The organism is Austwickia chelonae (genome assembly GCF_003391095.1).
Lineage (GTDB): Bacteria > Actinomycetota > Actinomycetes > Actinomycetales > Dermatophilaceae > Austwickia > Austwickia chelonae_A.
Genome location: NZ_CP031447.1, coordinates 437822 through 464508 on the forward strand (window position 1 = coordinate 437822; position 26687 = coordinate 464508).

At 58.2% G+C, this 26687-nt stretch carries 19 protein-coding genes and 1 pseudogene; 11 read left to right on the top strand and 9 right to left on the bottom strand.

The annotated features are described in order from the left end of the window. Window positions 1-206: 206 nt before the first annotated feature. The 7 genes from DX923_RS01970 to amiA all read right to left on the bottom strand — a co-directional run bounded on the left by DX923_RS01970 (window position 207) and on the right by amiA (window position 8441). On the bottom strand, window positions 207-1922 hold the full coding sequence (locus DX923_RS01970; RefSeq protein ID WP_116112314.1) for an ATP-binding cassette domain-containing protein: 1716 nt from the start codon (window positions 1920-1922) through the stop codon (window positions 207-209). After that, a complete protein-coding gene (locus tag DX923_RS01975) occupies window positions 1919-3586 on the bottom strand; it encodes an ATP-binding cassette domain-containing protein (protein ID WP_162872714.1) in 1668 nt (555 codons plus the stop codon). Before DX923_RS01975 ends, DX923_RS01970 begins: the two co-directional genes overlap by 4 nt. A gap of 22 nt (window positions 3587-3608) precedes the next feature. Then, complete coding sequence (locus DX923_RS01980) at window positions 3609-4964, bottom strand: hypothetical protein (RefSeq protein ID WP_116112317.1); 1356 nt, start codon at window positions 4962-4964, stop codon at window positions 3609-3611. Window positions 4965-5034: 70 nt separating this feature from the next. Then, window positions 5035-6402, bottom strand: a complete 1368-nt coding sequence (locus tag DX923_RS01985) for a YcaO-like family protein (RefSeq protein WP_205413089.1) — start codon at window positions 6400-6402, stop codon at window positions 5035-5037. Continuing rightward, window positions 6402-7508: a CocE/NonD family hydrolase gene (locus DX923_RS01990; RefSeq protein ID WP_162872715.1), complete on the bottom strand. Its 1107-nt coding sequence runs from the start codon at window positions 7506-7508 to the stop codon at window positions 6402-6404. Before DX923_RS01990 ends, DX923_RS01985 begins: the two co-directional genes overlap by 1 nt. Next, on the bottom strand, window positions 7505-8230 hold the full coding sequence (locus DX923_RS16055) for a hypothetical protein (protein WP_162872716.1): 726 nt from the start codon (window positions 8228-8230) through the stop codon (window positions 7505-7507). The genes DX923_RS01990 and DX923_RS16055 overlap by 4 nt, the downstream gene beginning before the upstream one ends. A 103-nt stretch (window positions 8231-8333) precedes the next feature. Further along, a complete protein-coding gene (gene amiA / locus DX923_RS16575) occupies window positions 8334-8441 on the bottom strand; it encodes a streptamidine family RiPP (RefSeq protein WP_240322703.1) in 108 nt (35 codons plus the stop codon). 119 nt (window positions 8442-8560) lie between these two features. Here amiA and DX923_RS01995 point away from each other — a divergent pair, with 119 nt between their 5' ends. Together DX923_RS01995 and DX923_RS02000 are read left to right on the top strand one after the other, a co-directional pair. Next, window positions 8561-9820: a hypothetical protein gene (locus DX923_RS01995; protein ID WP_116112322.1), complete on the top strand. Its 1260-nt coding sequence runs from the start codon at window positions 8561-8563 to the stop codon at window positions 9818-9820. Between the two features lies 1 nt (window position 9821). Continuing rightward, window positions 9822-11720 carry a prolyl oligopeptidase family serine peptidase gene (locus DX923_RS02000; RefSeq protein ID WP_116112323.1) on the top strand — a complete coding sequence of 633 codons (1899 nt, stop codon included), beginning with the start codon at window positions 9822-9824 and terminating at the stop codon, window positions 11718-11720. A gap of 16 nt (window positions 11721-11736) precedes the next feature. Here the strand turns inward: DX923_RS02000 and ggt are convergent, their stop codons facing one another. Then, window positions 11737-13692 carry a gamma-glutamyltransferase gene (gene ggt, locus DX923_RS02005; RefSeq protein WP_116112325.1) on the bottom strand — a complete coding sequence of 652 codons (1956 nt, stop codon included), beginning with the start codon at window positions 13690-13692 and terminating at the stop codon, window positions 11737-11739. Between the two features lie 302 nt (window positions 13693-13994). On the opposite strand from ggt, the gene DX923_RS02015 reads away from it, so the two are divergent. The 8 genes from DX923_RS02015 to DX923_RS02045 all read left to right on the top strand — a co-directional run bounded on the left by DX923_RS02015 (window position 13995) and on the right by DX923_RS02045 (window position 24382). Then, complete coding sequence (locus DX923_RS02015; protein WP_205413090.1) at window positions 13995-14495, top strand: hypothetical protein; 501 nt, start codon at window positions 13995-13997, stop codon at window positions 14493-14495. A gap of 553 nt (window positions 14496-15048) precedes the next feature. Further along, window positions 15049-15207, top strand: a complete 159-nt coding sequence (locus tag DX923_RS17090; protein ID WP_116112331.1) for a gallidermin/nisin family lantibiotic — start codon at window positions 15049-15051, stop codon at window positions 15205-15207. A gap of 607 nt (window positions 15208-15814) precedes the next feature. Beyond that, on the top strand, window positions 15815-16525 hold the full coding sequence (locus tag DX923_RS02025) for an ABC transporter ATP-binding protein (protein WP_116112333.1): 711 nt from the start codon (window positions 15815-15817) through the stop codon (window positions 16523-16525). Continuing rightward, complete coding sequence (locus tag DX923_RS16060) at window positions 16522-18048, top strand: hypothetical protein (RefSeq protein WP_162872717.1); 1527 nt, start codon at window positions 16522-16524, stop codon at window positions 18046-18048. The genes DX923_RS02025 and DX923_RS16060 overlap by 4 nt, the downstream gene beginning before the upstream one ends. Before the next feature lie 174 nt (window positions 18049-18222). Next, window positions 18223-21225: a lantibiotic dehydratase gene (locus tag DX923_RS02030; protein ID WP_162872718.1), complete on the top strand. Its 3003-nt coding sequence runs from the start codon at window positions 18223-18225 to the stop codon at window positions 21223-21225. Between the two features lie 2 nt (window positions 21226-21227). After that, on the top strand, window positions 21228-22550 hold the full coding sequence (locus DX923_RS02035) for a lanthionine synthetase LanC family protein (protein WP_116112334.1): 1323 nt from the start codon (window positions 21228-21230) through the stop codon (window positions 22548-22550). Continuing rightward, a complete protein-coding gene (gene ccmA / locus DX923_RS02040; RefSeq protein ID WP_116112336.1) occupies window positions 22544-23425 on the top strand; it encodes a heme ABC exporter ATP-binding protein CcmA in 882 nt (293 codons plus the stop codon). The genes DX923_RS02035 and ccmA overlap by 7 nt, the downstream gene beginning before the upstream one ends. Before the next feature lie 144 nt (window positions 23426-23569). Then, window positions 23570-24382 (top strand): ABC transporter permease, encoded by an 813-nt coding sequence (locus tag DX923_RS02045; RefSeq protein ID WP_116112337.1) that lies wholly within the window; start codon window positions 23570-23572, stop codon window positions 24380-24382. Between the two features lie 259 nt (window positions 24383-24641). Here the strand turns inward: DX923_RS02045 and DX923_RS02050 are convergent. Continuing rightward, window positions 24642-26214 (bottom strand): annotated as a pseudogene (locus tag DX923_RS02050) (IS1634 family transposase); the annotation flags it as partial. A gap of 224 nt (window positions 26215-26438) precedes the next feature. Here DX923_RS02050 and DX923_RS02055 point away from each other — a divergent pair. Then, complete coding sequence (locus DX923_RS02055; protein ID WP_116112339.1) at window positions 26439-26636, top strand: hypothetical protein; 198 nt, start codon at window positions 26439-26441, stop codon at window positions 26634-26636. Window positions 26637-26687 lie beyond the last annotated feature (51 nt).

The window sequence follows — 26687 nt, forward strand, 5'->3', positions numbered from 1 at the left end:
CGGTGGAGGCAGGAGAGGCTGGCAATCTTCTCGACCGGAGGAGTGGACGGCGTGGCGTCGAGCGCCTGCCTCGCAGCCATGGACATGGCATATATGATGCGCGATGAACCTGACGGTTCACCGGGCGCCTACTGGGATACGACTGGAAACTTCCGAAACAAATCTGGGTATATCACCGGAAAGTCACCCCCAGCCTGGGACAGAGCTCAGCTCGCCACGCCCCCGTCCGGCCCCGCAAAGCCACCCAGACGCACCACCCGGTCCATCGCCGACACCGTCGACTCCCGGTGGGAGACCACCACCACCGTCGTACTCCGATCCGTCGAACACAACCGCTCCAGGACATCGGCCTCCGTCCGGGCATCCAGACCCGACGTGGTCTCGTCCAGCACCAAGATCGACGGCTCCTGCGCCCACGCCCGCGCCAAGGCCAACCGAGCTCGCTGCCCACCCGACAAGGACAGCCCGCCCTCGCCGACCACCGTGTCCAGACCCTCGGACCATCGAGGGCCCTCCAACACCAGCCCGGCCCGCTCCAAAGAAGCCACGACCAGCTCTTCCGAAGCATCCGGACGCCCCAGTCGCACATTGTCCCGCACCGTGCCATGCACCACCGTCGACTCCTGATCGACCACCGCGATCCGGCGACAACGCACCGCAGAAGGCACCTCGGCCAAGGACACCCGCTCGCCGCCGAGCGTCGACAGCAACACCGACCCCGCATCAGGTACCCACACCCCCGACAACACATTCACCACCGTGCTCTTCCCGCACCCCGACGGGCCCACCAGAGCAATCCGTTCGCCCGGCTGCACCACCACCTCGGGAATCCGCACCGTCTCCTGCGGAAAGACCACCTCCACGCCCTCCACGGCCAGACCCCACGGACCGTCCCCGACCTTCACCGGTGACACCGGCTCAGGCAATCCCTCCACCGGCAACGCAATACCCTCGACGACCCGCCCAGCAGCCGCTCGCAAAGGCTGCAGCCGCGTCACCGTCGTCGCCGCCTCCGCCACCGGACCCAACAAGGCCAGAGCGCCGACCGTCACCGCCGACGCCACCGGCCCCGACAGACCGGACCCGCTCGACACCACCAGGACCACCAGGACCGCGACCAGGACCAACACCTCACGTACCTGGTCCTGACGTTGCTGATGCATCTCCACCCGGGCCCGCGCCCGATCGGCACGACCCCCGGCCGCCACCACGTCCTCCACGCAGCGATCCACCACCTGATGGGCGATCACCTCCCGGGACGCGCCGAAGACATCCACCGTCACCGCCGCCAAGGACTCCTTCGCCGACAAGGCCTGCTCACCCAGCACCCGAGCCCGACGAGCCCCGAGCGACCCCGCGACCACCAGGGCCGATGCCGCCGCCGGCAGCACCACGGCCAATGGCCCCGACACCGTTGCCGCCACCGCCGTACCGCCCACCAGGAGCACCCCCGCCGAGGCCAGCTGCGGCACCGTGTGGGCGTAGAAGAACTCCAAGGTCTCCACATCACCCATCGCCGTCGACGCCAGACGACCCGTGTGCTGCCCCGGCGAGCGCCGTGGCACGCCCCGGGAGAAACCACCGAAAAGCGCAGCCCGCAGATGAGCCAGTACTCGATAGGCCACGTCGTGGGAGAGGTCCATCTCGTGCCAGGTCAACAGCATCCGGGAGATGATCAACATCACGCCTGCCGCCCACAACCACCAGGGCGGCAGGGCCCGGCTGACCACCGCCTCCGCCACGGCCCAGGTCAACAACACCGACTGTCCCACCAGCAGCAGCCGGGCCAGGACGTCCACCGCCAAGGTCCAGGCCAAGGCCCGACGCTCAGGGCGGAGCCACGGCAACAACGCCCACAGCGGGTCCCTGCGGTTCTCGGACGACTCGGACAACCCCGGCGACACCGGTGACGAAAATGTCATCGCCGTACACCCTCCAGATCGAGTACCTCGTCGCACGCCGCCAAGGCATCTGCCTGATGCGCCGTCACCACCACCACTCGCCGCGCCGACTCGCGCACCAAGGTCTGCATCACCGTCGCGGATCGTTCGGCGTCCAAAGCACTCGTCGGCTCGTCCAGCACCATCACCGGACGGTCCGAGACCAAAGCCCGTGCGATGGCCAGACGTTGCCGCTGCCCGCCGGACAGCGACCGCCCCCCCTCGGCCAGTACATGATCCAGGCCGCGCTCGGCCAGCTCCGGAGCCGCCGCCGCGGCCAAAGCCTGCAGCAGGGTCTCGTCCGAAGTCCCCGGCCGGGCTGCGACCAGGAGGTTCTCCCGGATCGTCCCGGCCAGGAAGACCGGATGCTGTGAGACCACTGCGACATCCTCCGGTCGAGGCGCCCGCTCCCCGTCGGAACATTCCACGACGACACGTCCACCTGTCGGTGATAACAAGCCGCTCACGATGTCGAGCAAGGTCGACTTACCGACTCCGGACGGCCCGGCCACCCCCACCACCTGACCCTGCAACGGCCAATGCGCCGAGACCCCGGACAGCACCGGGGTGCCATCCGGCCAGGAGAAGGAGACCCCCTCGATCCGGACTGCCCGGATATCCTCGGCCTGGGCACGCCGAGCAAGGTCCTCCGACTCTCCGGTGCGCGCGAGGACCCCGGCCACCCCCTCCGGCAGCGCCTTGTCCACCTGGCTCATGAAGGACAGGCCCACATATCCCGAATGCCATTGACGGGCCAGATCACGCACCGGCCGGAAGATCTCCGAAGCCAACATCAACACCATGAACGGTGTCACCTGCGACCAGAATCCGGCCCCGCCGGGCAGCGAACCACCCGCCGCGACCACTGCCGCACACAGCCCGGACGCCACCACCCCGACCTGCACACCGCCGTCGATGACCGCCGTGCTCGCCAGGGACACCCGCATCGCCCGCACCGTCGCCCGATGCAGCGCCTGCGAACGCTCCTCCAGGAGCCGACGGCGACGCTCCACCGCGCCCACCGCCCGCAACAGGCGCATACTGCGCAGGCTCTCCAACAGATCCGCCGACAGGCCCTCGTAGGTGTCGCTGTGCTCACCGCCACGGCGCGTCATCAACCTGTCCCACCAGCGTGGGCCGGCCACTGCGATGAGCACCCCCACCGCCGCCACCACTCCGACCGCGGGGTAGGCCGAGCCCACCACCATGATCAACAACGGCGGCATCACCCACACCTGTACCACGTGCGGGATGTACAACGAGACGTACTTGTCGACCCCGTCGACCCCGTCGGTGGCCGCCAACATCCGGGCCCCCATCCGATCCTGCGCGTCATGCAGGCGCTCAGGGACCAGGCAGGCCCGCAGCACCCCCCGACGCAGGTCGGTGCGAACTGCTTCGCCCAACCGCAGAGCTGAGCGAACCTGCCATTCCCGCAGTAGTGCTCGCACCGTCAGGCATATGACCACCCCGACCGCGCCGGCCACGACCCGGTCGTGGTCACCGGCGACCACTGCGGCCAGAGAGACCGACAGGGCCACGGCCTGAACCCACCAGGACACGGTGATCAGGCACAACAAGGCGGTCGTGAGGGTGAGCCGTCCCCGGTGGGGGCGGACCGCGAGCCAGAGACGCTGGTCGATCATCGACATCCTTCGCTTCCCGCGATCACGGCCAGACCGCCAAGGCCAGCACCGGCGGCACCGTGCCGTCGGACGTCCACCCGGCCACGACCCGGGACGAGGAACGGCCCAGCCGACCCTCCGCCGAACCCGTCCGTCCGGCATGGACGTGCGCAGTCAATGCTGCCGCTTCCATCGCCGCGACCCAGTGGACCTCGGCCCGGTCGAGGAGAGCAGCAGCCGAAACCTCCGGGCGGTCCTGGACCGCCCAATGCACGAGTACCGGGGCCTGTCCTACCCACCGCTGCCCGGAACAGCGTGCCGACAGTCCCGCCCGGAAAGGGTCGTCGGTCGAGGTGACCTGAGGGCGGCAAGAAGAGCGGGCGAAGAGCCCGTCGACGTGGTCGACGAGCTCTTTTATCCAGGACAGTCCATCGGCGTCACGCTCGTCCCCGGCACCGACCGTGGCATGCCAGGGGTCGGCGCTGCGGCGGGAACACAACTGGGAGGTGTCCAACGCCGGAAGCCACCCGTGACCGGTCAACTCCACCGGATCCGGCCAGGGCAGTAGTGTCGTCCGCTCGGACAGCCCCGGAAGCAGGCGCGGGACACGCTCCTCCGCACGAACCGGGGACACCAGCGAGGACCCCGCGAGTGGAGCACGCCCCCGGACGGCAGCCCCATCCATGTCGTCGACGGCCCGCCCCGTCCCGTCGGCTCCGGCGCCCAGCACGACCCGGGCCGTCATCAGCTCCGGAGCGCTGCCCGGCCAACGGTCCATCCACCGCCGATAACCAGGCAACCCCAAGACATCAGCCGCACCGGACACGTCCGGCCGCCACCGGGCCGCCACCGAGGCCTCCTCGGCCAGCACTCCCAACCAGCACACCGCGAAGGCGGTATCTGCGATGAGCAATGGCGGACACCGGTGCCCGTACCGGCCCCACGGCCGCTGCGGCAACACCGAGAAGACGACCTCGGCGCCCGCTGCCAGACCCGCCCTGGCGTCACCTGGCAGAACTTGCTCGGACCGGGCCACGAAATCGCCCGTATCACCTTGGAAGGCGTACGTCCCCGGTGGGAGGTCACAGCCTGATCCGCAGATCACATGCGCCGTCACCGGCTGGCAGCCACCGGCCGAAGGCACTGCCCGCAGCGGTGTCGACAACAGCGTGCCCCGGGCATCCCGGTGGCATTCCTCGCTGTACAACAACTCCCGCAACCATCGCCCCACCGGGAGCTGAGCCTGCGCAGCCGGTAGCACCCCCGGACCGGACCATCGAGCAGTCCGAGGTCCAGGCGGGCGAGGACCGCCCGGATCGCGGGCGTCGAAAGCCCCGGCCAACAAGCCCGCGCTCGCATCTGCCGTGCTGGCGGGACGGACCGGGGGAAGGACGGACATGGCACGGACCTCACAGAACTCAAGAGGACGACGACGGAAGGCAGATCTCGGCCGGGCGACACCACCCCGGTCACATGTGCGGCGCCGGTATCCCCGTGACCTTCTCCGGCGACGACGTGTCCCCGTCACCCCACCCCCGAGCCTGCGCGGCCTCGGCGAACCGAGGACACCCCAGATAGGTGAACGCCGCCGGAGCATTGGGCACCAGCCCGGGAACCAGCGCCCGCACCACCCGCAGCGAGGTCTGAGCGATGTCGGAGGTCGTCAGATCGCAGGTGTGCACGCTCCGCCCGTCCGCCCGCAGCCGCTCGTACACCTGAGCCATCGTGACCGGCGCGAACTCCCCGACCGGCAACACCCCACGGGCCGGTTCGACGAACCTCCGGGCCAGATGATGGGTGCGCAGGTCCTGCCACACCTGCACATGAGCACCCAGATCGCGAACATGCTGCATCGTCGGCCCCGCCGCATCGAGATACAGGCCGTCCGCCCGATGCTCCAGATGCAGACCCTTCGCCATCAACCCCTGCTCGATCGCCCGGAAGACCCACCCGTCGGCCGTGGTCGTGCCCTGCGTGTAGATCCACGTGTGCACCGCCTCCAGAACGGCCTTACGCGCAGCCTCGGCCGGATCGAGCTTGCAGGAGAACCCCGCCGCATAGATCCCCGTCCGACGGTCGTGCACCAGCGCACCCATGCACGGCGCATACTCCGAGGGCATCTCCACGATCCAGTACGTCAACGGACACCCGGCCATCGCCTCCGCCAGACCCGGCACACTACCCGGATCGACCCCGACCGTCGGCCCGCCCAGATGCCACCACACCTCCAGGGCATCCCGCTCCAGAATCTCCAGCACCGCACGGTCCGTCGCATCCTGCACGCCCTGGCCGGTGGCGATCCCCGCATAGTTCAGATGCAACACCCGCGGCAGATGACGGAAACGCCGCTGCCGCCAGTTCAAATGCACCATCGCACTCGGCCACCAGCAGTACGTCCCGTCCTCCCGCCGACACCGTGCCCACAAGGTCGGGACATCCTCGGTCAACGGGGTGTACTCGAAGCCCGGCCGGGCGATCTGCCAGGACGCCCACGACGGCAGGTCGGACACCGCGATGACGTCCAAGCCGTCGGTGCACAACTCACGCCGGGTCCCGACCCGCAACAGATCCGGATCGAGCGACTCCGGAAGATAATTCCCGCAATACCGCTCGACGGCCTCCCCGATCGCGGCGATCCGAGCCCCGGCCGGATCACCGAAGGTCGTGCCCAAGGAGACCCGATCAGCCGGCCAATCACCCAGATGCCGGGCATCAGCCACCGACGCCGTCATCGAGGTGTACCCCGCCGGGGCATGCTCCGGGGTGAGGACGTCTTTCACCGAACGGATCACACCGGTCAACGGATCGACGAGGGTTTCGATCGGGAGAGCACTCATCACAGGGACCTTTCTTCCCGGGGCGGAACAACGGGCCGGACGGCGGCGTCCAGATAGTCGGACAGCGGTAGGACATGGGCGCGCCCGTCAGGGGCGACGACGGTGGCCCTGCCGTCCTCACCCCCGACGAACACGTGCTCGGGAGAGGACGACGGACAGGACAGCGGCGCCTGGCCGTCGTTGACGAGCCGACGATTCAACCAGGCCAACAAAGGCGCTCGCAGACCCCCTCGGGCGCGGATTGCCGCACCGACCGGGCCATCGGCCGGGAGATCAGCCAGGAGACGATGCCCCCACGGTCCGTCCAAGACGGTGACCGACCTCCCCGCAGCGGACAATTCACGTACGAGCCGATGGGCGTCGCTGCGCAGCGGACAGTGCGCACCGGTCACGACCAGGACGGGCGCGCTCCCCGGGCGTGCCCACCGCTTCAGGTCGGTGCGCGGCGCCGACCACAACCGCATCCAGGCGCGGTGCGCTCCCGGGCCGTAGTCCTCGTCGGCGAAGAGGGCATCCGGCCCTTCGGACTCGCCGACAGCGACCCTGCGGGTGAGCTCGTCCGCGCAGAGCGGACACCGAGGGGTCCGGGAGAAGCCGTGCTCGTGCCACCAGCCGATGCGCTCACGCCACCGAGGGGTGCCGTCGGCATGGTGGGCGGTCTCCCAGAGACCGAGTGCGGGCACCATGACCACGACGGCGATGATCCGGTCGGCGTGACCGGCGTCGAGGGCGGCGCGCTCGCCTTCCAATGCGGTGAAGCCTTCGTAGGAGGATCCGGCAAGGATGATGGGACGCCGATGGTCGATGGTGCGGAGGCTGTCGAGGGCGGCTAGCCCGTCTTGGTATTCATGGTCGCTGTAGGGAATCCATGCACCGGGGGAATCATGTCGTCCGCGGACGTCCTGGGCGATCAGGTCGAGACCGTGGCTCTTCCAGGAGAGGACGGCGGGGGAGCGCCGCCCGTAGGGGGTGCGCAGCAGGATGCTGCCAGGCGAGCCGGGGATCAGGTGATGGTCGGTGGCGAGCCTTGCCTCGGTGGAACTGTTGGTCGAGCAGGCTGGTGCTGTGGGCTGTCTGTTTCCGGTTCCGACGGCGGCCGGGGTCACGTGGCGGTGGCGCGTGGGGGCAGGGGCGCGGGTTCGGGGAAGCTCAGCACGGGGTGGGTGCTGGTGGTTCCGGTGATGCGGTCGTGGCGCCACAGGGTGCGGCGGTGGGTCGGCCGTGGGCTGGGGTCGGACCATTCGGCGTGGAGGATATCGACGATCCGGTGGACGATGCGCCAGGTGGTGGATTCGTCGAGGTGCTCGCGGTCGTCGCCGGCTTCGTGGTCCTGCCACCAGGTGAGTTGTTCGCGGGGGGCTTGGCTGGCGGCGAGGCGTCGTCGGATGACCTGGCTGGCGTTGGGGTCGTCCGGGGCGACCCGTAGGGGGTCGATGAACCAGAGGTCGCCTTCGCGGTAGATGTGGGTGCTGGCGTGTCCGGTGGGGAGGGGGCGTGCGGCGCGGCGGGTGTGGTCGTGGTCGAGGATGACGGTGGCGTCGGCGGGTTGTGGGGGGAGTTCGCCGAGGGTGACGGTGACCTGGTGCTGTTGTAGGGCGTCGGCGATCCGGTCGAGCAGGGGGTGGGTGTTGTTGTCGGGGGTGTGCAGGTGCAGGTGGCGGTTCCCGCAGGTGGCCCAGCTCGCTCGTTCGTCGTGGAGGTGGCGTATCTGGGTGGTGATCTGTTCGGGGGCGGGTTCGCCGTGGAGGCGGAACCAGCGGCCGTCGCCGGTGCGGACGACGGTGCCCTCGGGGGTGCGGACGAGGTCGGGTGCCGGGGTTGCCTGCATGCTCTGGCCTCTCGTGGGGTGGGCTGTGGGGTGGACCCCCGGGAGACACAGGACGTTTCCCGGGGGTCCGATCGGTTCCGGCTGGGGCCGGTTCATGACCCGATCAGTCGAAGGGGTTCTCCACGAGGGCGTTGGAGTGGCTGGCGGATTCGTGGGCCAGCTGCTCGGTTTCCTCGATCTCGGTCATGACCTGAATGACATCGTTCTGCATGACGTACTCCTTCTGGTTTCCTCGATTCCCGGTCGGCCTCAGGGTTGAGGGCCTGCGGTCCCGGGAGTCGAGGCCGCCACTCTAATGAGAATGAATCTCGTGTGCAATAAGGTGATTCCATGCCGAACGCCGACCAGTCCACCCCCCGACTCCTCGTCGCCGACCACTGCGCGGGCACCATTCACCTCATCGACCCAGCTCACCCCGTCGTCGATGAAAGTACACGCCTATTAGGGAAATTCGGACTCTCCGAACATGCCGGCGTCCTGCAACTCCCAGATGGCGCCGTCGCTTTCGTTGACGATCTCATCGGTCGGACAATCCTGGTCGACCCCCGACGGCCCGCAACCCACGCGATCACCGCCACCATCCCCGTTGCCACCCCAGCTGAACACCTCGCCGCCGACCCCACCGGCCGCCACCTCGTCGTCACCACCGGCCTCGGCGCCAACCCCGAACCCTGGAGCGACCTGCTCACCGCCATCGACCTGACCGACCCCGCGCAGCCGGACGCCCGCCGCATCCGCTGCCGCACCGGCGAACCCGGCGTCGTCATCCACGGAACCGGAACCGACGCCCGCCTTATCCTGCGCCACCGTGAACCCGGCAGCCTCGAAATCCTCCACCTCCAGGACGTCCTCGCCGCACCCAAAGGCAACCCCCGCCTGCGCGGCAGCGAACATCCCGGGTCCGACGACAGTGCCCACGGCGACCTTCTCCTGCCCGGCACCGACCACCTCCTCGTCGCCGAGACCACCGGCGTCCGACGCTGGACACTCGCCGACGACACCCCCCGCCACGACTGCACCCTGCCCTGGCAAGCACCCGGCCGCGGCTGGTTCCTCCGCTGGTCGCACACCCTCCACCGGGCCCTCAGCATCGTCCGCTCCGGGGGTGGTGACCCCCACACCTGGCAGAGCTGGGGTAATGCCCTGTGGGTCCACGATCCTCGCTACGACCGCACCCACGCCATCGATCTCGGCCCCGGACTGATCTTCCGCTGTGCACCCCTCGCTGGAGGCGTTGCCGTCGCCCGCGTTCACCCTGACGGCGACGAGATCGTCGTAGCCAGCATCCCCGAGGACAGCACCAGCGCATCCCAGGTCGCCCGTCGCATCCCCCTCCCACCGATGAGCTCCCCGCCCCGCCCGGGAGAATCCCCTTGGGAGAACGCCCAACGACGATCCATCACCGCCGACCCCCACGGCTCCCTCGTCGCCGTTACCTCCGGTGGAGACGGACTCGTCCACCTCGTCGACACCGCCGACCCTCGACACGGACACCGGCAGCTGCCCTGGCCTACCTCCCTCGACCTCGGCGGGATCCTCGCCTGGTGTGACGCCCGCCCCCACCCGCAGGTCGACTCCGTAGGGCGGTGACATGGGAGCTGACGAGGTTGACATCCCCCCGATCTGCGCCCGCATCATCGCCGACTGGGCAGCCAGGCCCCGCGCCGAAGCCCCCGTCACCGTCGGTGACCACGTCATCCACCTTCATCGACCGTCCTGCGCGGATCACTCGATCGTCCGCCACGGACGTGTCCTCGGAAGCGACTCCGTCACGGACCCCGTCGATCCCTGGCCCGACCTTCCCCGGGTCGAGCTGCCCGCTGGGCACGTCCCCCGCCGCGCCGATCTGCACCATGACGGCACCGGATATGTGACTGCCGTCCGCCCCGGCCAGGACATCGGCCTGCTCACCGTCCTGCATCCCGGAACGCTCACCGCCAAGGCGGTCCCCAGGCTCACTGTCCGGTCAGCCCACCTGGCCGTGCACCCCGTAGATGGCCGAGCACTCGTCCTCGACGGACACACCCTGGTTGCTGTCCACCCCCACGGCGGATACACCCGGATCCCCCTGCCCAGTGCCGGGCCCGGCACCACCTGCCGAGTGACCGCCCACCACGACACGGCCACGGTCTGCCTCACTGCGCACGGACGGGTCGACATGTGGGAGCTCCCCACCGGCAGCGATGAACTCCACCCGTCCCCGATCCTCATCCCCCCGGGGACCACCCGGATCCTGGCCACCACTCACGGATATGCCTTCGCCGATGGACACCCCGGACGACTCGTCACCAGCGACCCCCACGGCCAGACCGCAACCCTCCCGCTGCCCACTGACATACACCCCGACCGGATACGACGACTCCTCGACGACAGCGAAAACCGGATCTTGACCACCGTCGACGACGACGGCCTCACCGCCCTGTTCGTCATCCCATTGACGACCGGACGTCTCCGCGACGACCTCGACCCGACCGACTGGGAAGCACGCTGGCAAGGGCATCCCGGCGAACAGCTCACCGGCTGCGCCGTCGTCGCCGGCCACATCTGGTGGGCGACTGCCTCCCCGCTCGACCCTTGCCGGGCACGCCTGGAATCCCTGACCGCCACACCGCCGGGTGAGGGCGACCAACTTGACGAAAGAGCACGACCCCGCGAGAGCACCCGGTCGTTCGCATCAGGCCAGCAGCACCCACCACACCCGCAAGCGACCCCGCCCCCGGCGATCATGACGACAGTGGTCACTGCTCGCGACAGCACACGCCTCACCGTACGTCGAGCCGTACCCATCGGTTCACCGGTCGATGCACCGATCCTGCTGACCTGCTACGGCGGCTTCGGGGTGATCCACGATTTGGAAGCTGCACCGACAGCACTCGCCTGGGCAGCCCTGGGCGGTGTGACTGCGGCAGCCCGGGTGCGTGGCGGTGGTGAACACGGCCCGGCGTGGTATCGAGCCGGGTCAGGGACGGCAAAGAAAAAGGCGGTCGACGACCTCGTCGACGTGATCGACGCCTTGAGCGTCGGTGGTTCACCGATCGTGCTGGTCGGTGCCTCCCACGGCGGCTGGCTCGCCGCCTCGGCTGCTCTGCGACGCCCTGGTTTGGCCGGGATCGTGCTGACCGCACCGCTGCTGGATGTGTCTGACCTCCGCAGACGTCACCCCGCAGGCTCGGCCTGGGAACGAGAATTCGGGGTAGGCGAACCCGGGGTCGATCTGGCCGCGCTGTCCCCGCTGCTTCTGCTCGAAACAGCGGGCGACGACCTCGTTCCGCCGCCCTGCCTGGTGTTTTCCCCCCAAGATGACCGCAGGGTCTCCCCGGAGGATGCCGATCGGTGGGTCAGGGAGTCGGCGCGGCGCGGCGCGGAGGCCACGCTGCGGGCGACTTCGGTGGGGCATAGCGGAAATGGCCGGGTTGCAGCAGATGCCAGGTTGTGGGAGATCCTGCACTGGGCGGCGCGTCAAAGCACACGGGTGACCGCCTCGACCTGACGCGCCGCCCTGGGAGTCAGCGGGGGTCCTTCACCGGCGCGTCCGGACGTACCACCATCGCTGAACCGCCACCGCCTCGGGTCGGTTCGGCCCCGGCGTCGAACCGACCGCCGCCCAGGATGCGGATCGCCGTGCCCCGGCCGATGTGGTCGACTGGTTTCATCGGTTGCCCCCACGCCTTCAGCGAGTTCCCGACCGGTCCGTTGATCAGCGCAGGTTCCGCGGTGGCACCGGTGTTCCGGGAAGAGATCCGTGGCGCTCCGAGCGCATGCATCGCGTCATGGCGTCGGTCGATGATTCCGGCGATGGTCTGCGCGGTCGTGGTGATGATGGTCGCGCCTCCTGCCGCACCTGCAGCGATCACCGGCCGACCGTCCTTGAACAGGATCGACGGGCTGATCGAGGAGCGAGGACGTTTGCCCGGCCCGGGCAGGTTCGGGTCTGGTACTCCCGGGGTCATCGGCGCGAGGTTGAAATCGGTGAGCTCGTTGTTGAGCAGGAATCCGTAGCCGGGGACCACCATGCCGCTGCCGCCGAACTGTTCGATGGTCAAGGTGTACGAGGCGACATTGCCCCACTTGTCGGCGACGGTCAGATGGGTGGTGGCCTGCCCGTCGTTGACCTTGCCGGGTTTGCCTTTCGCCGGAGGCTCGCAGCCGCCGTATTTCCCGTCGGGGTTGCCGAAGGCGATCGGGCGGGGCTGAGCTTTTTTCGGGTTGAAACCGCAGGCGCGTTCATCGGCGAAACCTTTGGAGACGAGTTCGCGTTGTGGCACGCCCGGGATGTCGCCGACCCACCGGTTGCGGTCGGCGAAGGCCGTCGCGGTGGCTTCGGCGAACCGGTGGTAGTACTGGGCGTCGTCGACCTGGGAGAGCGGGACACCGGTCCGTTTCTCATAGGACTCCAAGAGGTTCAAGGTTTCGGCGACGGCGATCCCTCCTGAGGAGGAGCCGCCCATCCCGTAGTAGTCGTGCCCCTTGTATGTCGTCCGTACCGGTGCGATCGACTTGGTGCGATATGACGACAGATCGCTCATGGTCATGCCGCCCTTGGGCACGGTTACTCCGGGGGCGGTGCGCGGGGCGTTGACCGTGTTGACGATCGCCTTGCCGATGTCGCCCCGGTACATGGCGGCCGGTCCGTGACGGCGCAGTTCGGCGTAAGCGCGGGCCAGGTCGGGTTGGCGCAGCACGTCGCCGATTTTCACTGGTTTTCCGCCGGGTAGGAAGATCTTCGCGGTGTCGGGGAACTGGGCGAAACGGCGGGCGTTTTCGGCGGTGGCTTTCTCGAAGTCGGCGTCGACGACGAAACCTCGCTGGGCGATCTGCTCGGCGGGGGCGAGCATGTCGCCGAAGCTTCGGGTGCCCCAGGAGTCGAGCACGTGCTTCCACGTGGCGGGGGTCCCTGGGACGCCGACGGACAGGCCGGAGTTCACGGCTTTGTGGAAGTCCATCGGGACGCCCTTTTCCAGGAAGGAGGTTGGGGTCATGGACCGGGGCGCGCTCTCCCGTCCGTCGACGGTGGAAATTTTATTGCGGGTGGCGTCGTAGTAGACGAAGAATCCTCCTCCGCCGATTCCGTTGGCATAGGGTTCGACGACTCCCAGGGCGGCCGCGGTGGCCACTGCTGCGTCAGCGGCATTTCCGCCGCGGGCGAGGACGTCGATGCCAACCTGACTGGCGACCGGGTCGACGCTGGCCACGGCGCCTCCGCTGCCGGTCATGGTGGCGACCTTGGGGGCGCGTTCGATGACGGGCCCGGGGCGGGTCGATTGCTGGGCTTTCGAGGAGGTTCGTCCCGGGGTGGCTGAGTGGTTCTCCTGGGTGGTTTGAGCAGCGGTGGGAGGGGATCCGGTGCCGGCTGTCATGTCCAGGGCGGCGGCAGTGGCGGAGGCGGGCAGCGCCAGGGCGAGGGCCAAGGTGCCGGTGAGAGCGGCGGTGCTCCGACGACGTGCAGTTTTCCGGGCGGTCATGGCGTGACATTAGATCTGCGAACCCGCTAGGTAAAGAGGTAAATTCACTATTCGGTCAGTGATTTCGCCGAGGATGCGATCGTTTCGGGCGATATCTCCCGAAACGATCGCGGGTTCGGGGTGATCGTCGGTGATACCGGGTGGACTTTCGGATTGGTGTGGCATGTCGCACCGGATGGGAAACAGCTGACCTGGTATCGCTCGGTGGGTGCGGTTCCTGCGTTGTTGAAGGGGCGTAACGAGGATTTCGACTACCACTTCGGCGAGGGCGCAGCGGGTAAGGCGTGGGCGACGAAGGATGTGTGGTCTTCGTTCCCGGTGCGAGGAAGGCGGAGGGCGTGGCCGCCCGGGCAGCGGTAGCGGCGGGTGTCGTCTGCGTGTTGGCTTTGCCCTTGGTTGAGGACGGCCGGGTCGTCGGGGTGCTCGAGTTCGTGGGGAACAGCCCGCAAGATCCGAGCATCGTCCCGGTGATGAACATCGTGGGGTGCACCTTGGGCCAGACGTTGACCCGGTTGCACGCAGTGGAGCGGATCGAGGCCTCTCGGGTTGACCTCAAGGCGACTAGCGCTGTTCTGCACAACGTGAATACTGCTCAGGAGGAGCGATCTGCGATGCGTGCTGCCTTGGACACCATTCGTACCGAATTCGGGTGGGCCTACGGGTCGGTCCTCGTAGTCCTCACCACCCAACGGCGACCGATGGTGAGAAAATCTCAATGTCGAAGGGCACGCAGCACACCGGTCCCGCTCACCACCGCCACCAGTGCACAGAGCACCCAGCTGCTCAAAACATACGGTGTCTGACCGACCCACTCCCGCCCAACCACCGCATATGTCCATGCCAACAGAATCGATACAAGGGGAAGAAGCACCACTGTGCAGGCCACACGCAGCGTGGCACCCGAAAGACACATCACCCACACCGTGTCCTCGCGGAACTCTCTGGGATAGGGACCGGGCATGATGACATCCTCCCCGCCAGCGCCTCTTGGCACTAACGATCAGTTGTCACCGATTCGTTCCTCACGCCCGATCATGACCTACGGCCTGACTCTTATGCGATATTTAACCTAACCAGGATTAACTGAATGATATAGCTATATCTACATATATACAGTAAAGCACTGCATAGCGCCCAAATCGCCACCATTTGAACTTTTAGGATAGATGATCCTATATAAAATTTTTTAGTGTTTACGGTGTACTGAGTTCTACTGCATGTAACAATCGATCCCGTTAGATCGCTTTGACCTCTAAAAATTCTTGGTGGTCGAGCGAAGTTATGGACTCTGTCGACCATCTCCGAGGTCGTCAGAAGCGAAAGAGACACGGCGCACTACAGAAAGCGAGGAAGATTATGGATGACAAATTTGACCTTGAGGTGAACGTTCATGAGACCTCACCCCGGACGGGCGGTTGGGTTACGTCAAAGTCTTTGTGTACTCCAGGCTGTATTACAGGATTCATGATGTGCAACGAGGTCACTAAGGGGTGCACGATCCGCATCACGGGTTAATATATCCAGAAGATCTGGTCCTTATTCAGGCTATCTGAAAGGGTCTGGATTATCTATGGAATCTTTGTTGCGAGTGAATCTGAGGGCATCATTCACGATGCCATAAGAACGCAACTGTCCGACCTGTGAAGCAGTGAATTCGCATTTGTAGGTGTGCTGAGATATGAAAATGGCGCTCGTCTTAAGAGCCGTCAGCTATCAGGCTCAAGCTCGGAAAAGGTGACTGGCATGTTACTACTCTTGAGTGGAACTTAATCGGCAGAGGACCTTAGGAAATATTGGGTCTTCCGCTGATAACTGTTGTTCACTAGGTGTCGAAATTTGGTAAGTATACCTGGCACCGCAGGAGTGGTTATTTTCCCTCTCGGGTCACTCCGCAATCGCTTGGCTCAAATGCCATTTTTGTGGAGGTGAATTGACTAGCATCCTATGACCCACTGCTTCACAGGTATGCAGCGTCTTTACCAGTTCAGGATCAAATTTTTTACATGATTTGATCCTGGGCCCAGACTGGTTTAAGATAAAGAATTGTTTGAGATTAATCTCAACAAGCGAGTTGAGTCCTCCATAAAGATTTCCAGAGATTCTTCCGATCGGAGAGCACCTTATGTTTAATGATACTCCTATTATAGATACAACGAAAGTCAGCCATAGATATGGCAAAAAAATGGCTTTGAGTCAGATTGATCTTGAAGTTAATTCGGGACGTATATACGGGCTAATTGGCCCAAACGGGGCTGGAAAATCAACACTCCTTAGCATTCTGTTGGGCCTCACGGTTCCTACCACCGGATCGGTTCGAATTTTTGGTAAACCCTGGTCGTCTAATTCTCTTGATCATATCGGCGCGAGTATTAACGGCCCCGCTTTTTACCCACATTTAACAGCAACGGAAAATATGCAGGTGCATGCCTATTTAATTGGCGCCAGCAAAGATGAGATTAATTCAATTCTAACTCACGTTGGGTTAGCGAATACTGGCAGGAGTAAAGCACGTTCTTTTAGTACTGGCATGAAAGCTCGCTTGGCTTTAGGTATAGCTTTACTTGGAAATCCTTCAATACTCATCCTTGATGAACCTCAAAATGGTCTGGACCCAGAGGGGATTCAAGACCTTCGTCGAACTTTGCGTGACTATGTAGCCACTGACCGGACAGTGATTATTTCAAGCCATCTTCTTGATGAAGTTTCTCATGTGGCAGATGACATAGGAATTCTAGATTCAGGACAGCTCCGCTGGCAAGGACCAATGGAAGACTTATCTGAATACGGGACTCTTGAGGATGCTTTCTTTGAGATTCTGCGAGGGAACAAATGAACACGACCCATGTTTCATTCGGCAAATTGCTGAAAGCGGAAGAGCTGAGATGGCGACGTAGCTTGCCGCAGAACCTTATCTATCTTGCGGGTTTTTATGGAGTGATAGTTGGATTTCTTTACTATCTCTCTGGAATGCAGCGTTCCTGGCAAGGTGTTCTTAACTGGAGCAACATGTGGGTCGCTTTTGTGGGACCGCTCTATGCTATTTTTATCGGGGTTTCAATGATCTCGATGGAGGGCCGCACAAGGAGTGGCGGAACCCAGTGGAGGAATATTAATCAACGATTCATTTCTTCTGCAAGAACAGTAATTCTTTGCGCTCATGTTCTCGCCACTAATTTCCTTGCTTTAACGGTTCCGTGCCTCATCTTTTTATTAACTGGGAAGTCCCAGGGATTTCCTTCAGGAACCGTTTTCGCTCTCATCTTTGTATCCGCATTCTCTCAAATTTTCTTGGCTACTCTTTCCGTTCTAGTGGCGAGGTTATTTAACAGCTCCCTCTCCTTGCTGACTTGCTCAATATTTTATTTATCTTGGATATTTGTTGATACCGTTGAGGCGTCCAATTGGATGCTTTGGCCGCCTAACTGGGCTTTGCGGCCGACTCTTCCACTTATTGGCACCCATGCTAATGGGGTTGCGATCGCGCCCCATCATGAACTATGGGGAATCTCTTTGTGGTCAGCTCCGCTCTTATCGATAGCTTTGACAGTTTTGTTGACTTTATGTCAATTTATTATCCCAAATCGTTCACTCCTATCGCATGTACACCGCTTTACTGACTCTTCAGTGGAAACTTTTGACAAGAGTAGTACTCTCGGGATGAGTGACTCCAGCGTATCGCGCGCAAGCGAGACTTCAAAAGCTCATCAGAGATTTCAAACTTATCGAGTAGTGTGTTCACTGCTGATAATTACCGCTCGAAGCCGGGCGCTCTGGGCAAGTCTCATGATCATGGTCTTAAGCCTAATATTTTTACGCTGGCAGTCACCAGTGGGTGTTGCTCGGGTTCTTGTCTCGATTTCTATTCCTATAGCTGTTTCTGTACTACCTATCTACTTATGGATCATGATTATGCCAGGGTGGCGAATTTTTGCCACTCGTAGACCTCGCTTTATTTTTCCTGTAATTCTACTTACCCTTGGCGTGGTCGCTTTTCTAAGCGTTGGCATAGCATTTACTTTTGCAATTCTGGCATTTAAAGGTCTGAGTGTCGCTATCTCGATACAGTTATGGATGAGCTGTACTCTTCTTGCCGGCACAGTTGTTCCAATAATTATTTGGATTACTAGTCGCTTAGGATCGTTTGCGGGGGCGGTGATAAGTATCTTTGGAGTAATTTTCGGGGTGTTGATTAGCGGCACCCCACTCGGTGGCACGCTTTGGCCATTTGTTCCGTGGGCGTGGGGTGGGCTAAGCGACCCATCTCAGCTTGTCTTAGCAACAGCAATTTTTCTGGTGTCTAGCCCGACTCTTGTTTTCCTAGCAGGAAAATCAAGCGTAACCGGGATTTCCAGATAGTTTTCTAAATATTGAGACTGTCCCAAGAACTATGGAAAGAGCAGATACCTTCTTGGTAGAAGACACTACTTACGCGGAAACACTTTCTTTTCATAGAAAGTCTTAAACTTGCTCTTACAAGATTCCTTTTGAGCAGGGAACACATACCACCTGAATTATATTCAGCCACAAAGAATGAAGAGGAAAATGGGTCATATTTTTTCGAAGTCGTCAACATCTTCCTCTGCCGACAGATGGCAGGCTGATCCTTCTTTAGCCGTTCGCACATCTACTCAAGAGACCAATAAATATCCAACTAATATCAACACTAAAGAACCTCTAGATCTGATTAGAGAGCTTTGGCTTGACCCAATTCTGCAGGAGGCCGTAATTTTAGCGAGTCCTAATCTTGCCAACGCGATAAACAAAGTCTTACGAGATGAAGAGTCTATCCCGAATAAAAAAATTATGACACTCCGCAGGAGCCTACTGAAGTATGCTATTAGGATCTCAACTCGACCGACTCCATTTGGCCTATTTGCTGCCGTTTCAAGCACTTCTTTTGGAAATGAATTTCTTGTTATCTCCAACGAGGGAGTGAAGTCGGCAAGGATTGCTCAATCAATAGTAATGAAATTGCAAAATAAAGCTGAAATGACCTTAGAGAATTTTTGTGTATCCATAAATCCCACAACATTTATTCATGGAGATCGGCTCCATGCGGCACTGAGTAATCTTAAAACCGAGAGTACCAACTCTCGAGTAGATGTTCGCATCAATCCTGCCTTAGATTTCATTCTTAATGAAAACCCTAATTCTATGGAGATAGGTACACTAAGAACACTTTTAATTCAGAAATTTGGTGAATCGAATAGAGATAAAATCCACGGACTGCCGAAGGAGCTAATTAGAATCAATGTGCTTGTTACTGATATTTCTTCGTCTGCCTTTGATTCAGACCCTGCAGAAAAACTCATAAAATTTTTTCCAGATGAACTTGACCCTTTAATTGATCTAATCGATAGGTATTCTGCCACGCCCTTAGGGAGCGGGCAGGGGGAACTCTTATTGATTTTAGAAAAGCTAGGTAAATTTCATATTTCTGAAATTCAACGAGGTATCCAAGTAGATTATCAAGCTAGACTTGAAGGAAACGTTCCGAATAGTCTTAAGGAAATTGTACCAACCGTATTTGACGGGCTCTGCAGATTGACCTCTATCCCTTCAGGATCTCCCAATCTCTCGGCACACGCAGATAGATTTTTAGAAAAATATGGGGAAACTGAAGTTTCTTTACTTGATGCATTAGATTTAACTGCGGGGATTGGAATGCCTGCAGGATATGAGACATCTTCCCATAAACAAGAAAGAGTTTCTCATAGGACTACCCCTGAGCTCACCTCGCTTCTGTCCTATTTGATAGAAGAATCAAGAAGTTGCAGGAAGGAGAGCGTAGAGATATCACCTGAACTAGTTTCAAAAATTCCATACGCAGGTAAATTACCTAGTTCAGCAGATTTATTCATTGAAATGCATGAGAACAATCAAGAAACGCAATATGCGCTAGGCGCTACTGGAGTTGCCTTCCCAGCAGGTAGGTCTATAGGTCGTTTTGGATGGGGAAATAAAATCTTTAAAGATCAAGTAAAGAAGTACGCAACGCATGACCAAAAATACAATAGCTCTGATCTAATATTACAGTTAGAGTATTTAACAAATAGTGCTGTCGCTAATGATCTTTTCTTGTCACCGTTAGCGTATGATAACGTCCTTATCTTGACCAAACCAAGCTCAGAGGCATGCTCAGTAAGAACCGTACATGATCTTTTGCTGGGTGTTCATGATGGAAAATTCTATGTTCGTGATATTTTATCACAAAAACGTGTAATCTTTCGTCGCTTAAATCTAGTCACTTCCGAATTAACCACTGACTTAGTGAGATTTTTGGAAGATATAAGCAATGATGGATTCTGTAAACCATCCTGGTCATGGGGGGCTTTGGAAGGACTTCTAGATTTCTATCCAGGAGTCACTTATGCTGGAATCCAGCTTTCTTCGGCAAAGTGGAGAATTCCTACAGAAGTGAAAAATACCAAGGATCTCAAAGACTGGATGCAAGCTAAAAGAATCCCGCGCTATCTCCTCGCCGGAGAAGGAGACAATCAACTTCTTGTAGATTCTCAAGATGAGACTCACCTGGACCTTTTAATGCGCGAAGTTAAGCCAGGGTATAGTTTAGTCCAGAAAGCTTTAGATCCTAAAATGCTTGGTTACGCCAGATCCAAGGAAGGAGAATCCAGTCTTTCAACAGAAGTTATAGTATCTGTATTGAATTTAACTCCTAATGAGGAAATCAACGATCCTTTACCGAAATATAGGAAGAGATACGATCCCGCAGTAACCTCACGCTTCCTTTCGCCAGGCGATGATTGGTGGTATTTCAATATCTATTGTGATCCACAAAATTTCCGCAAACTTTTTGAGTCTGTCTATAAATCTTCATCATGCGTCGGGTTCTTTGTTCGATACAATGATGGAAAAGATCACCTCCGCCTTCGACTCAGGGACACCGGATCCTTCCCTCTGGAAGTATCTAATCTATTAGTTACATTAAAAGACGAAAGGCAGATATCTGAATGGACTATCTGTTCTTACGAAAGAGAGATTGAAAGATATGGAGGTCCTGAAACAATTAAAAATTGTGAGAGTTTATGGTGCATAGAGTCAAAGATAGTTGCACTTCACGAAGCTGCGAGTTTCGTGGACTCAGCCAAAAATGAGGAAGATCGGATTATGTTCGGTGTTCCTTTGGTTCTCTCTTGGCTCGATAGCCTTCAAATTTCGGATCGAGAGCTCCATGAGATGCTTTTGCTAGCCATCGCGGGATATAAAAATGAGTTTTCACCACAGATCTCCGAGCTAAATAAAAAATCCAGAAAATTTAACAAAAAGCTGGTAATTTTACCTGACATCTCTGGTATGTTAACACCTTATCAGAAAAGAATTAGCTATACGATGAATAATAGTAAGGAAAGAATCTCTTCGAAAGAGAATTATGTTGAAAAAGTATCAATGAATTTGAGCCTACTTCACATGTGGTGTAATAGGCTTGGATTTAAGAGACACGAGGAGTATGTGCTGGCCGTAATTGCAGATAAAATTATTCGTGACAGAATTTATAAAATAAAGGATATCTGAGAATGAGAGATTTCACGCAAGAAGATAAACATAAAGCTGAAGCAGTAGCGCGTGGGTGGGAGATTCTAGATCGAATTAGAAAAAATTGGGAGTTAACAAAAAATGAGGGGATCCGTCATCCTCTTATTCGTAGCAGTGTTGTGCCCTGGCACCCGTTATCGCTAGAAGCTGGAGATTTAGGATTATGCCTAATATATTCTAGTGCTGATAGATTTGATCCAGATGGGCAATGGGATTCGCTTGCGCATAAGCATGCATCAGTTGCTTTCGACTATTTCTGCAATACATCTGATTTAAATATTGGATTATTTTCTGGAGCTTCAGGTCTAGCTTTCGCATTGACGTCTCTTTCTAGAGAAGGACGTCGCTATAAGAATGCTTTAAAATTTATTAATGAAACTTTGATACTTAAGACACGAGCTCTAATTAGCAACTTAAATCCAAATCAAGGCATTCCTACAGATAGCTATGATATGGTTAATGGCCTATCTGGAGTAGCGTGGTACATTTTACACCGATCTACTTTATATGGGGGTGCAATAAAATCATCCGAAGACAGTAGACTGGAGAAACTTCTGGAAGATATTCTAGAAGAATTTAAGAGAAGGGCAAGCTTACTTCCTTATTTAAAAATGGGATTTTTTACAGATTCTACTCAGATAACAAATGTGGAGCAAGCATATTATGGTCACTTAAAAAGTGGCTATATAAATGTAGGATTTGCTCACGGCTTAGCCGGAGTATTAGCAGTACTAGGTGAGGCAAAAAAGCAAGGATGGCGCGGGTTATCTGATTCAATCCTTCGCATTAGAAGTACTTTAAACAGATCCATTGTATACACTAAATATGGTCCGGATACTGACTACTATATTTATCCACAGTCAAATGGCAGATATCAAGAATTTACCAGATCTGCATGGTGCTATGGAAATCCAGGATTAGCCATCGCAGTGAATTTAAGTGTACCAAGCCATCCGGATACACTACCCAGTGCTAAGTCTTTAATTGCATCTTGCATTAAACGACCTTCGAGTATTCAGCAAATAGACAACCCTTCGCTCTGTCATGGATATTCAGGGCTCCTGCTTTCATCTGCCAATTTGGGAGTATCAGATGATAAATCGTTGGATAAAATTTTATTAAACTGGAATGCTAGTCGCACTTATGGATTAGATGTGGAGCATAGTCAAGATTACTGCGTCGACTCTCCTGGGGTTCTTGAAGGGTCTGGCGGAGCTGCAGTAGCACTCCTGCATATAGGCGAGTACGGAGATATTGATTCACCAGTTCGACTTCAACTTTTTGGAAGGCGTTCGGCATGTTAAAAGTAGCGAATATTTCGATGAGATATCATCGAGCAGAAAAAAGTGTCTTCTCAGATGTTAGCTTTGAGTTAAATAGCTCAGAAATAATGCCGTTGATTGGAGGAAACGGGTCAGGAAAGACTACATTACTACGAATTCTTGCAGGAATAATTCGGCCGGAAAAAGGTTCTGCTTGCATTAATGGAGTAGATATTCTGTCGAGAACAATTGAGGCGCAGAGATCAATTGGGATTTCTCTTTATCCAGAAAGAAGCTTCTATTATAGATTAACGGGAAGGCAAAATATTGAGTATTTCGCCTCTTTGAAAGGAATTTTTGGAAAAGAAGCAAAGCGTGAGGCAAATCGTGTTCTTTCTGAGCTAGGATTGGAAGATAAGGCAGATAGCATGTTTATGAGAATGTCTCTGGGGCAAAGACGAAGATTGGGCGTATCACGTGCTATCCTGGGTTCTCCCAGTCTTCTTTTATTAGACGAACCTACCTCTAATCTAGATGCCTCTGGGACTTTTTTAGTTCAAGATGTTATATCTAGGCATGCTTCTGCAGGTGGATCTGTGATAATTTCAACTCACCATCAGCAGGATTTGCGCTTATCGACCAAAGCAGTCCTAGCCTTAAAAAATGGAAGATGTGAATTACTGCTAAGTAATAAATCTATTTTAAGCCGCAAAATCGAGTTCTCCTTCGAATCAAAGAACTCTTCTGCGATTCATAAACTTTCCGAGAAGTATCCAATCACATTAAGTAGCGATGGAGCGTTAGTTGATGTTCCAGTAGAAATTTCTTTGGCTCAAATTGTGGAGGAGATCTCAGGCTTAGGAATATGTATATCATCAGTTAAAGACACTATGTGGTTCCCGGAGCGCAACTCATAGGGAATTTAGGTAAATTGGCAGCCAATAGGATTTTGCACCGCTAGATTTGCAGTCCTTTATTCTAAAAGGAGCTATCTCAGAGTAGTGCCATCAGAGTCTACAGACTATATACATATAAAAACTAATCTGAAACTAGGGGTTTCAATGAATTCTTTAAGGCAATTTTCAGCCTATCTAAAGCGGATTTACCTGGAGCAGGTTAGCTATAAGACTGCACTCGCTTTAACTCTAATAACCGCAGCTATAAGTCTTCTACAATTTGTATTCATGGGAAATTTTATAAAGGAAGGGAATTCTTTTCCGGGTATATCGGCGTATGGAGGTGACATTCTTTCATATTTTGTTACTGGATCTATATTCACAGGATTCGTAGGAATCTGCGTATCTTCATTTAGTTCCTATTTGTCACTAGAGCAGCGAGGGGGAACACTAGAGTCAGTATTTGCATCTCCGATGCCATTAATTAAAACAATGCTCTTCTCTGCGGCAGCTGGATTAATTGGAACGATTTCCGGGTCTGCATTAATGATTTTTATCTTTGGATTTATATTTAAAATATCGTTTAATATTAATATTTTAGGTCTTTTAATAATTCTATTCTCCTTGACGCTGACTCTTTTTGGGTTCGGCCTGGCGGGTTGTGGCGTTTTGTTAGTTACAAAGAAAGGTGATCCGATAACGTGGGTTTTCACAACGGCCACCGCCCTACTGTCTGGAGTTATGTTCCCTGTTTCAATATTGCCGCAATGGATGCAGTATATTTCGCACTTAATTCCCACTACGGTGGCTTTGGATGGAATTAGATTAGCAATGCTATCCTCGGCCTCCCCTGATAGATTAATTTCTATTATTTTTCAACTGTTTTTGTGGTCTTTTATTTCAGTGCCCGCTGGGATCTTTGTATTCAGAAGAGGGCTCGCTCTTTCTCGTAAGCATGGAAGCCTTTCCGACTATTGAAAACAGGGAGTATTACTTGTGAAGGGTTTCCCTTCGGCATGAAAAGCTGCGAACCTGTTGGTATGACACATTGTGGTGTGGTTTCTGCAGTGTAAATTCTCGCCTAGTAAATAAATCTCTTGGCAATCCATGGGGTGTTGTTCTCTGTGGGATGCGACCATCCAGTCAATATGAGGGCGAAGGTAAGTGTCACACGTGTCGAGGTCTTCCAGAAGTCAAGCCTGAGTTCTCCCAGTTGGCTTAGTGACCCCCTTGCGGTGGTGAGGATGGCTTGGGCGTGCTCGGGAATGTCGGGCTCGAGGGTGAGTCGTTGGCCGTTGATCTCGATGGTTGCCGCGCGGATGGTGCGCAGGGTCTGGACGATCTTCTTGATGGAGGTTCCGGTCGTCGAGGTGAGGTAGCCGGTGATGGCCAGGGCCGCGAACACGACGGTCAGGTGGGCCTCGATCGATTCGCGTCGATGATGGAAGACGGGTCGGGCTCGAAGGTCGGACTTCGTCATCCGGAAGGAGGCTTCCACGTGCCACAGGTCGTGATAGGCGCTGATCACCGCCGCTCCAGCCATCGTGGTGATGTCGAGGTTGGTGACATAGCCTTTGAGTCCGGCGAGCTGACGGGCGCGGTCGATGGTGGCCTGATCGAGCTCTTTGGCGGCGCCGCTGACCTTGAGGAACCGGGTCTTGCGTAACGGTGTGGCGCCGGTAGCGACCTTCTCGGCCTTGGTGATCTGGGCGTTGATGGTCCGGTCATCACGCTTTTGGCGCTTGAAGGACCACTGGTAAACGATCCGACGCTCGCGGGCCGCTTTCCCGGTGCCCATGACCCGCTTCGACTCCAGGATCTGCCCATCGGTGAAGTAGTTCCCCTTCCGGGCGAAGTGGTCGGCCAGGTCATAGGGCGCTTTGGTCAGGCGCGACCCGACGATGAAGGAGAACCCGGCATCCTCCAAGGCGTTCAGGTTGGCCGCGGACAGCATCCCGGCATCGGCGACCACGATCATGGCGGTCACGCCGTGGCGCTGCTGGAACTGGGTCAGCATCGGGACCAGGGTGGTGGTCTCGGCGGCGTTGCCCTCGAAGAGGTGCACCTCTAGCGGGAACCCGCCCGGGTCTACCAGGAGCCCGACCTGGACTTGAGGGTCGACGCGATGCTCCTTACTCATCCCGACTTTGCGCAGGCCGTCTTCGTTCTCGTTCTCGACGTGCAAGGTCGTGACGTCGTACATGACGAACGCGGCATGGCCGGTCGTGGCCGTCGAGTGCCTCAGGCAGGCCCGTGGCCAGCCGGCCGCGGTAGTCACGCGCCTGGCAGCGTTGCAGACACCGGTAGATCGTGTTCAACGATGGGGCGGGCACGCCGACCTCGCTGAGGACCCGGATCGTGTCTGCCTTGGAGGCCGGCTCGATGATCCGGGCCAGCACCAGCGCACGGAAGGTCTCATCACCGATGACGTCGAATCCCAGCTGGGTGTACGCGCTGGTCAAGACCTCCCACAGCAGCAGCGCGGAGGTCGAGAGCACCCGACCTCCGCCGGCCACGGTCCGGAGCCGACCCGAAACCGCCGGCACCGGCAGCCGCGGCGGCCCGTCGCTGGTCCAGTCAGCCACCTCGCTCATCCGCGACCCGACCCGCTCTAACGGCCCCAGACCCAACACCTGCTGCCCCGACCGAAGCCGTTCCTCGGCGACGGCGACGAGCAACTCCAACTCGGCATCGGTGTGCGCCGACCCCACATGGTCAACCTCAACGACATCCCACCCCTGACGGGTCACGACCTGGACCGCGACTGCGCCCGAAGAGGTGCGCACCTTGCGCACGAACCGAGACGACACGCCCCCAAGGCTAGCCACGAGCAGGTTATTAGTGACCCCTTCACACCGGCCAGGGCCACACCCCCCCAGATCAGCCCGTCGCCGTCAGCCAGGAATCACAGACTGGGCGAACTCAGGTCAGGCGTAGGAAACCTTTATCCTCGTTCTTCTCTATCCCCAGATCGACGCGCCGGTTTCCAGCCCGCCAGCAGGGCTCAGACCTACACCCTCATTGGGAAGAGCTGGTGAAGGATCTGGCTCGGGAGACGGCGGAGGCGACCGAGGAAGTCGAAGAGAAGGTACGAGCGATTCAGGAGGATGCCGGCAGCGTGGTGCAGGCGCTTTGCCCGGGTCGAGGCGACGGTGGCTCGGATCAGGGGATCATCAGCGGGGTGCTGGGTGACCAGAACAGGCCGAAGAGCAACATGCTGGAACAGGACTGATCTTGCCGCCGGGAATCTCGTTGAGAAGCGCAGTCGCTGGGGCGCTGTGAC

Bases quoted from the DNA above. Each gene is read 5' to 3' on its own strand.
- DX923_RS02045 (WP_116112337.1), top strand. From the start codon at position 23,570: ATGAATTCTTTAAGGCAATTTTCAGCCTATCTAAAGCGGATTTACCTG.
- DX923_RS02035 (WP_116112334.1), top strand. From the start codon at position 21,228: ATGAGAGATTTCACGCAAGAAGATAAACATAAAGCTGAAGCAGTAGCG.
- DX923_RS02030 (WP_162872718.1), top strand. From the start codon at position 18,223: ATGAAGAGGAAAATGGGTCATATTTTTTCGAAGTCGTCAACATCTTCC.
- DX923_RS02025 (WP_116112333.1), top strand. From the start codon at position 15,815: ATGTTTAATGATACTCCTATTATAGATACAACGAAAGTCAGCCATAGA.
- DX923_RS02000 (WP_116112323.1), top strand. From the start codon at position 9,822: ATGGGAGCTGACGAGGTTGACATCCCCCCGATCTGCGCCCGCATCATC.
- DX923_RS16055 (WP_162872716.1), bottom strand. From the start codon at position 8,230: ATGCAGGCAACCCCGGCACCCGACCTCGTCCGCACCCCCGAGGGCACC.
- ccmA (WP_116112336.1), top strand. From the start codon at position 22,544: ATGTTAAAAGTAGCGAATATTTCGATGAGATATCATCGAGCAGAAAAA.
- DX923_RS01980 (WP_116112317.1), bottom strand. From the start codon at position 4,964: ATGTCCGTCCTTCCCCCGGTCCGTCCCGCCAGCACGGCAGATGCGAGC.
- amiA (WP_240322703.1), bottom strand. From the start codon at position 8,441: ATGCAGAACGATGTCATTCAGGTCATGACCGAGATCGAGGAAACCGAG.
- DX923_RS01995 (WP_116112322.1), top strand. From the start codon at position 8,561: ATGCCGAACGCCGACCAGTCCACCCCCCGACTCCTCGTCGCCGACCAC.
- DX923_RS01975 (WP_162872714.1), bottom strand. From the start codon at position 3,586: ATGATCGACCAGCGTCTCTGGCTCGCGGTCCGCCCCCACCGGGGACGG.
- DX923_RS17090 (WP_116112331.1), top strand. From the start codon at position 15,049: ATGGATGACAAATTTGACCTTGAGGTGAACGTTCATGAGACCTCACCC.
- DX923_RS01985 (WP_205413089.1), bottom strand. From the start codon at position 6,402: ATGAGTGCTCTCCCGATCGAAACCCTCGTCGATCCGTTGACCGGTGTG.
- ggt (WP_116112325.1), bottom strand. From the start codon at position 13,692: ATGACCGCCCGGAAAACTGCACGTCGTCGGAGCACCGCCGCTCTCACC.
- DX923_RS16060 (WP_162872717.1), top strand. From the start codon at position 16,522: ATGAACACGACCCATGTTTCATTCGGCAAATTGCTGAAAGCGGAAGAG.
- DX923_RS01970 (WP_116112314.1), bottom strand. From the start codon at position 1,922: ATGACATTTTCGTCACCGGTGTCGCCGGGGTTGTCCGAGTCGTCCGAG.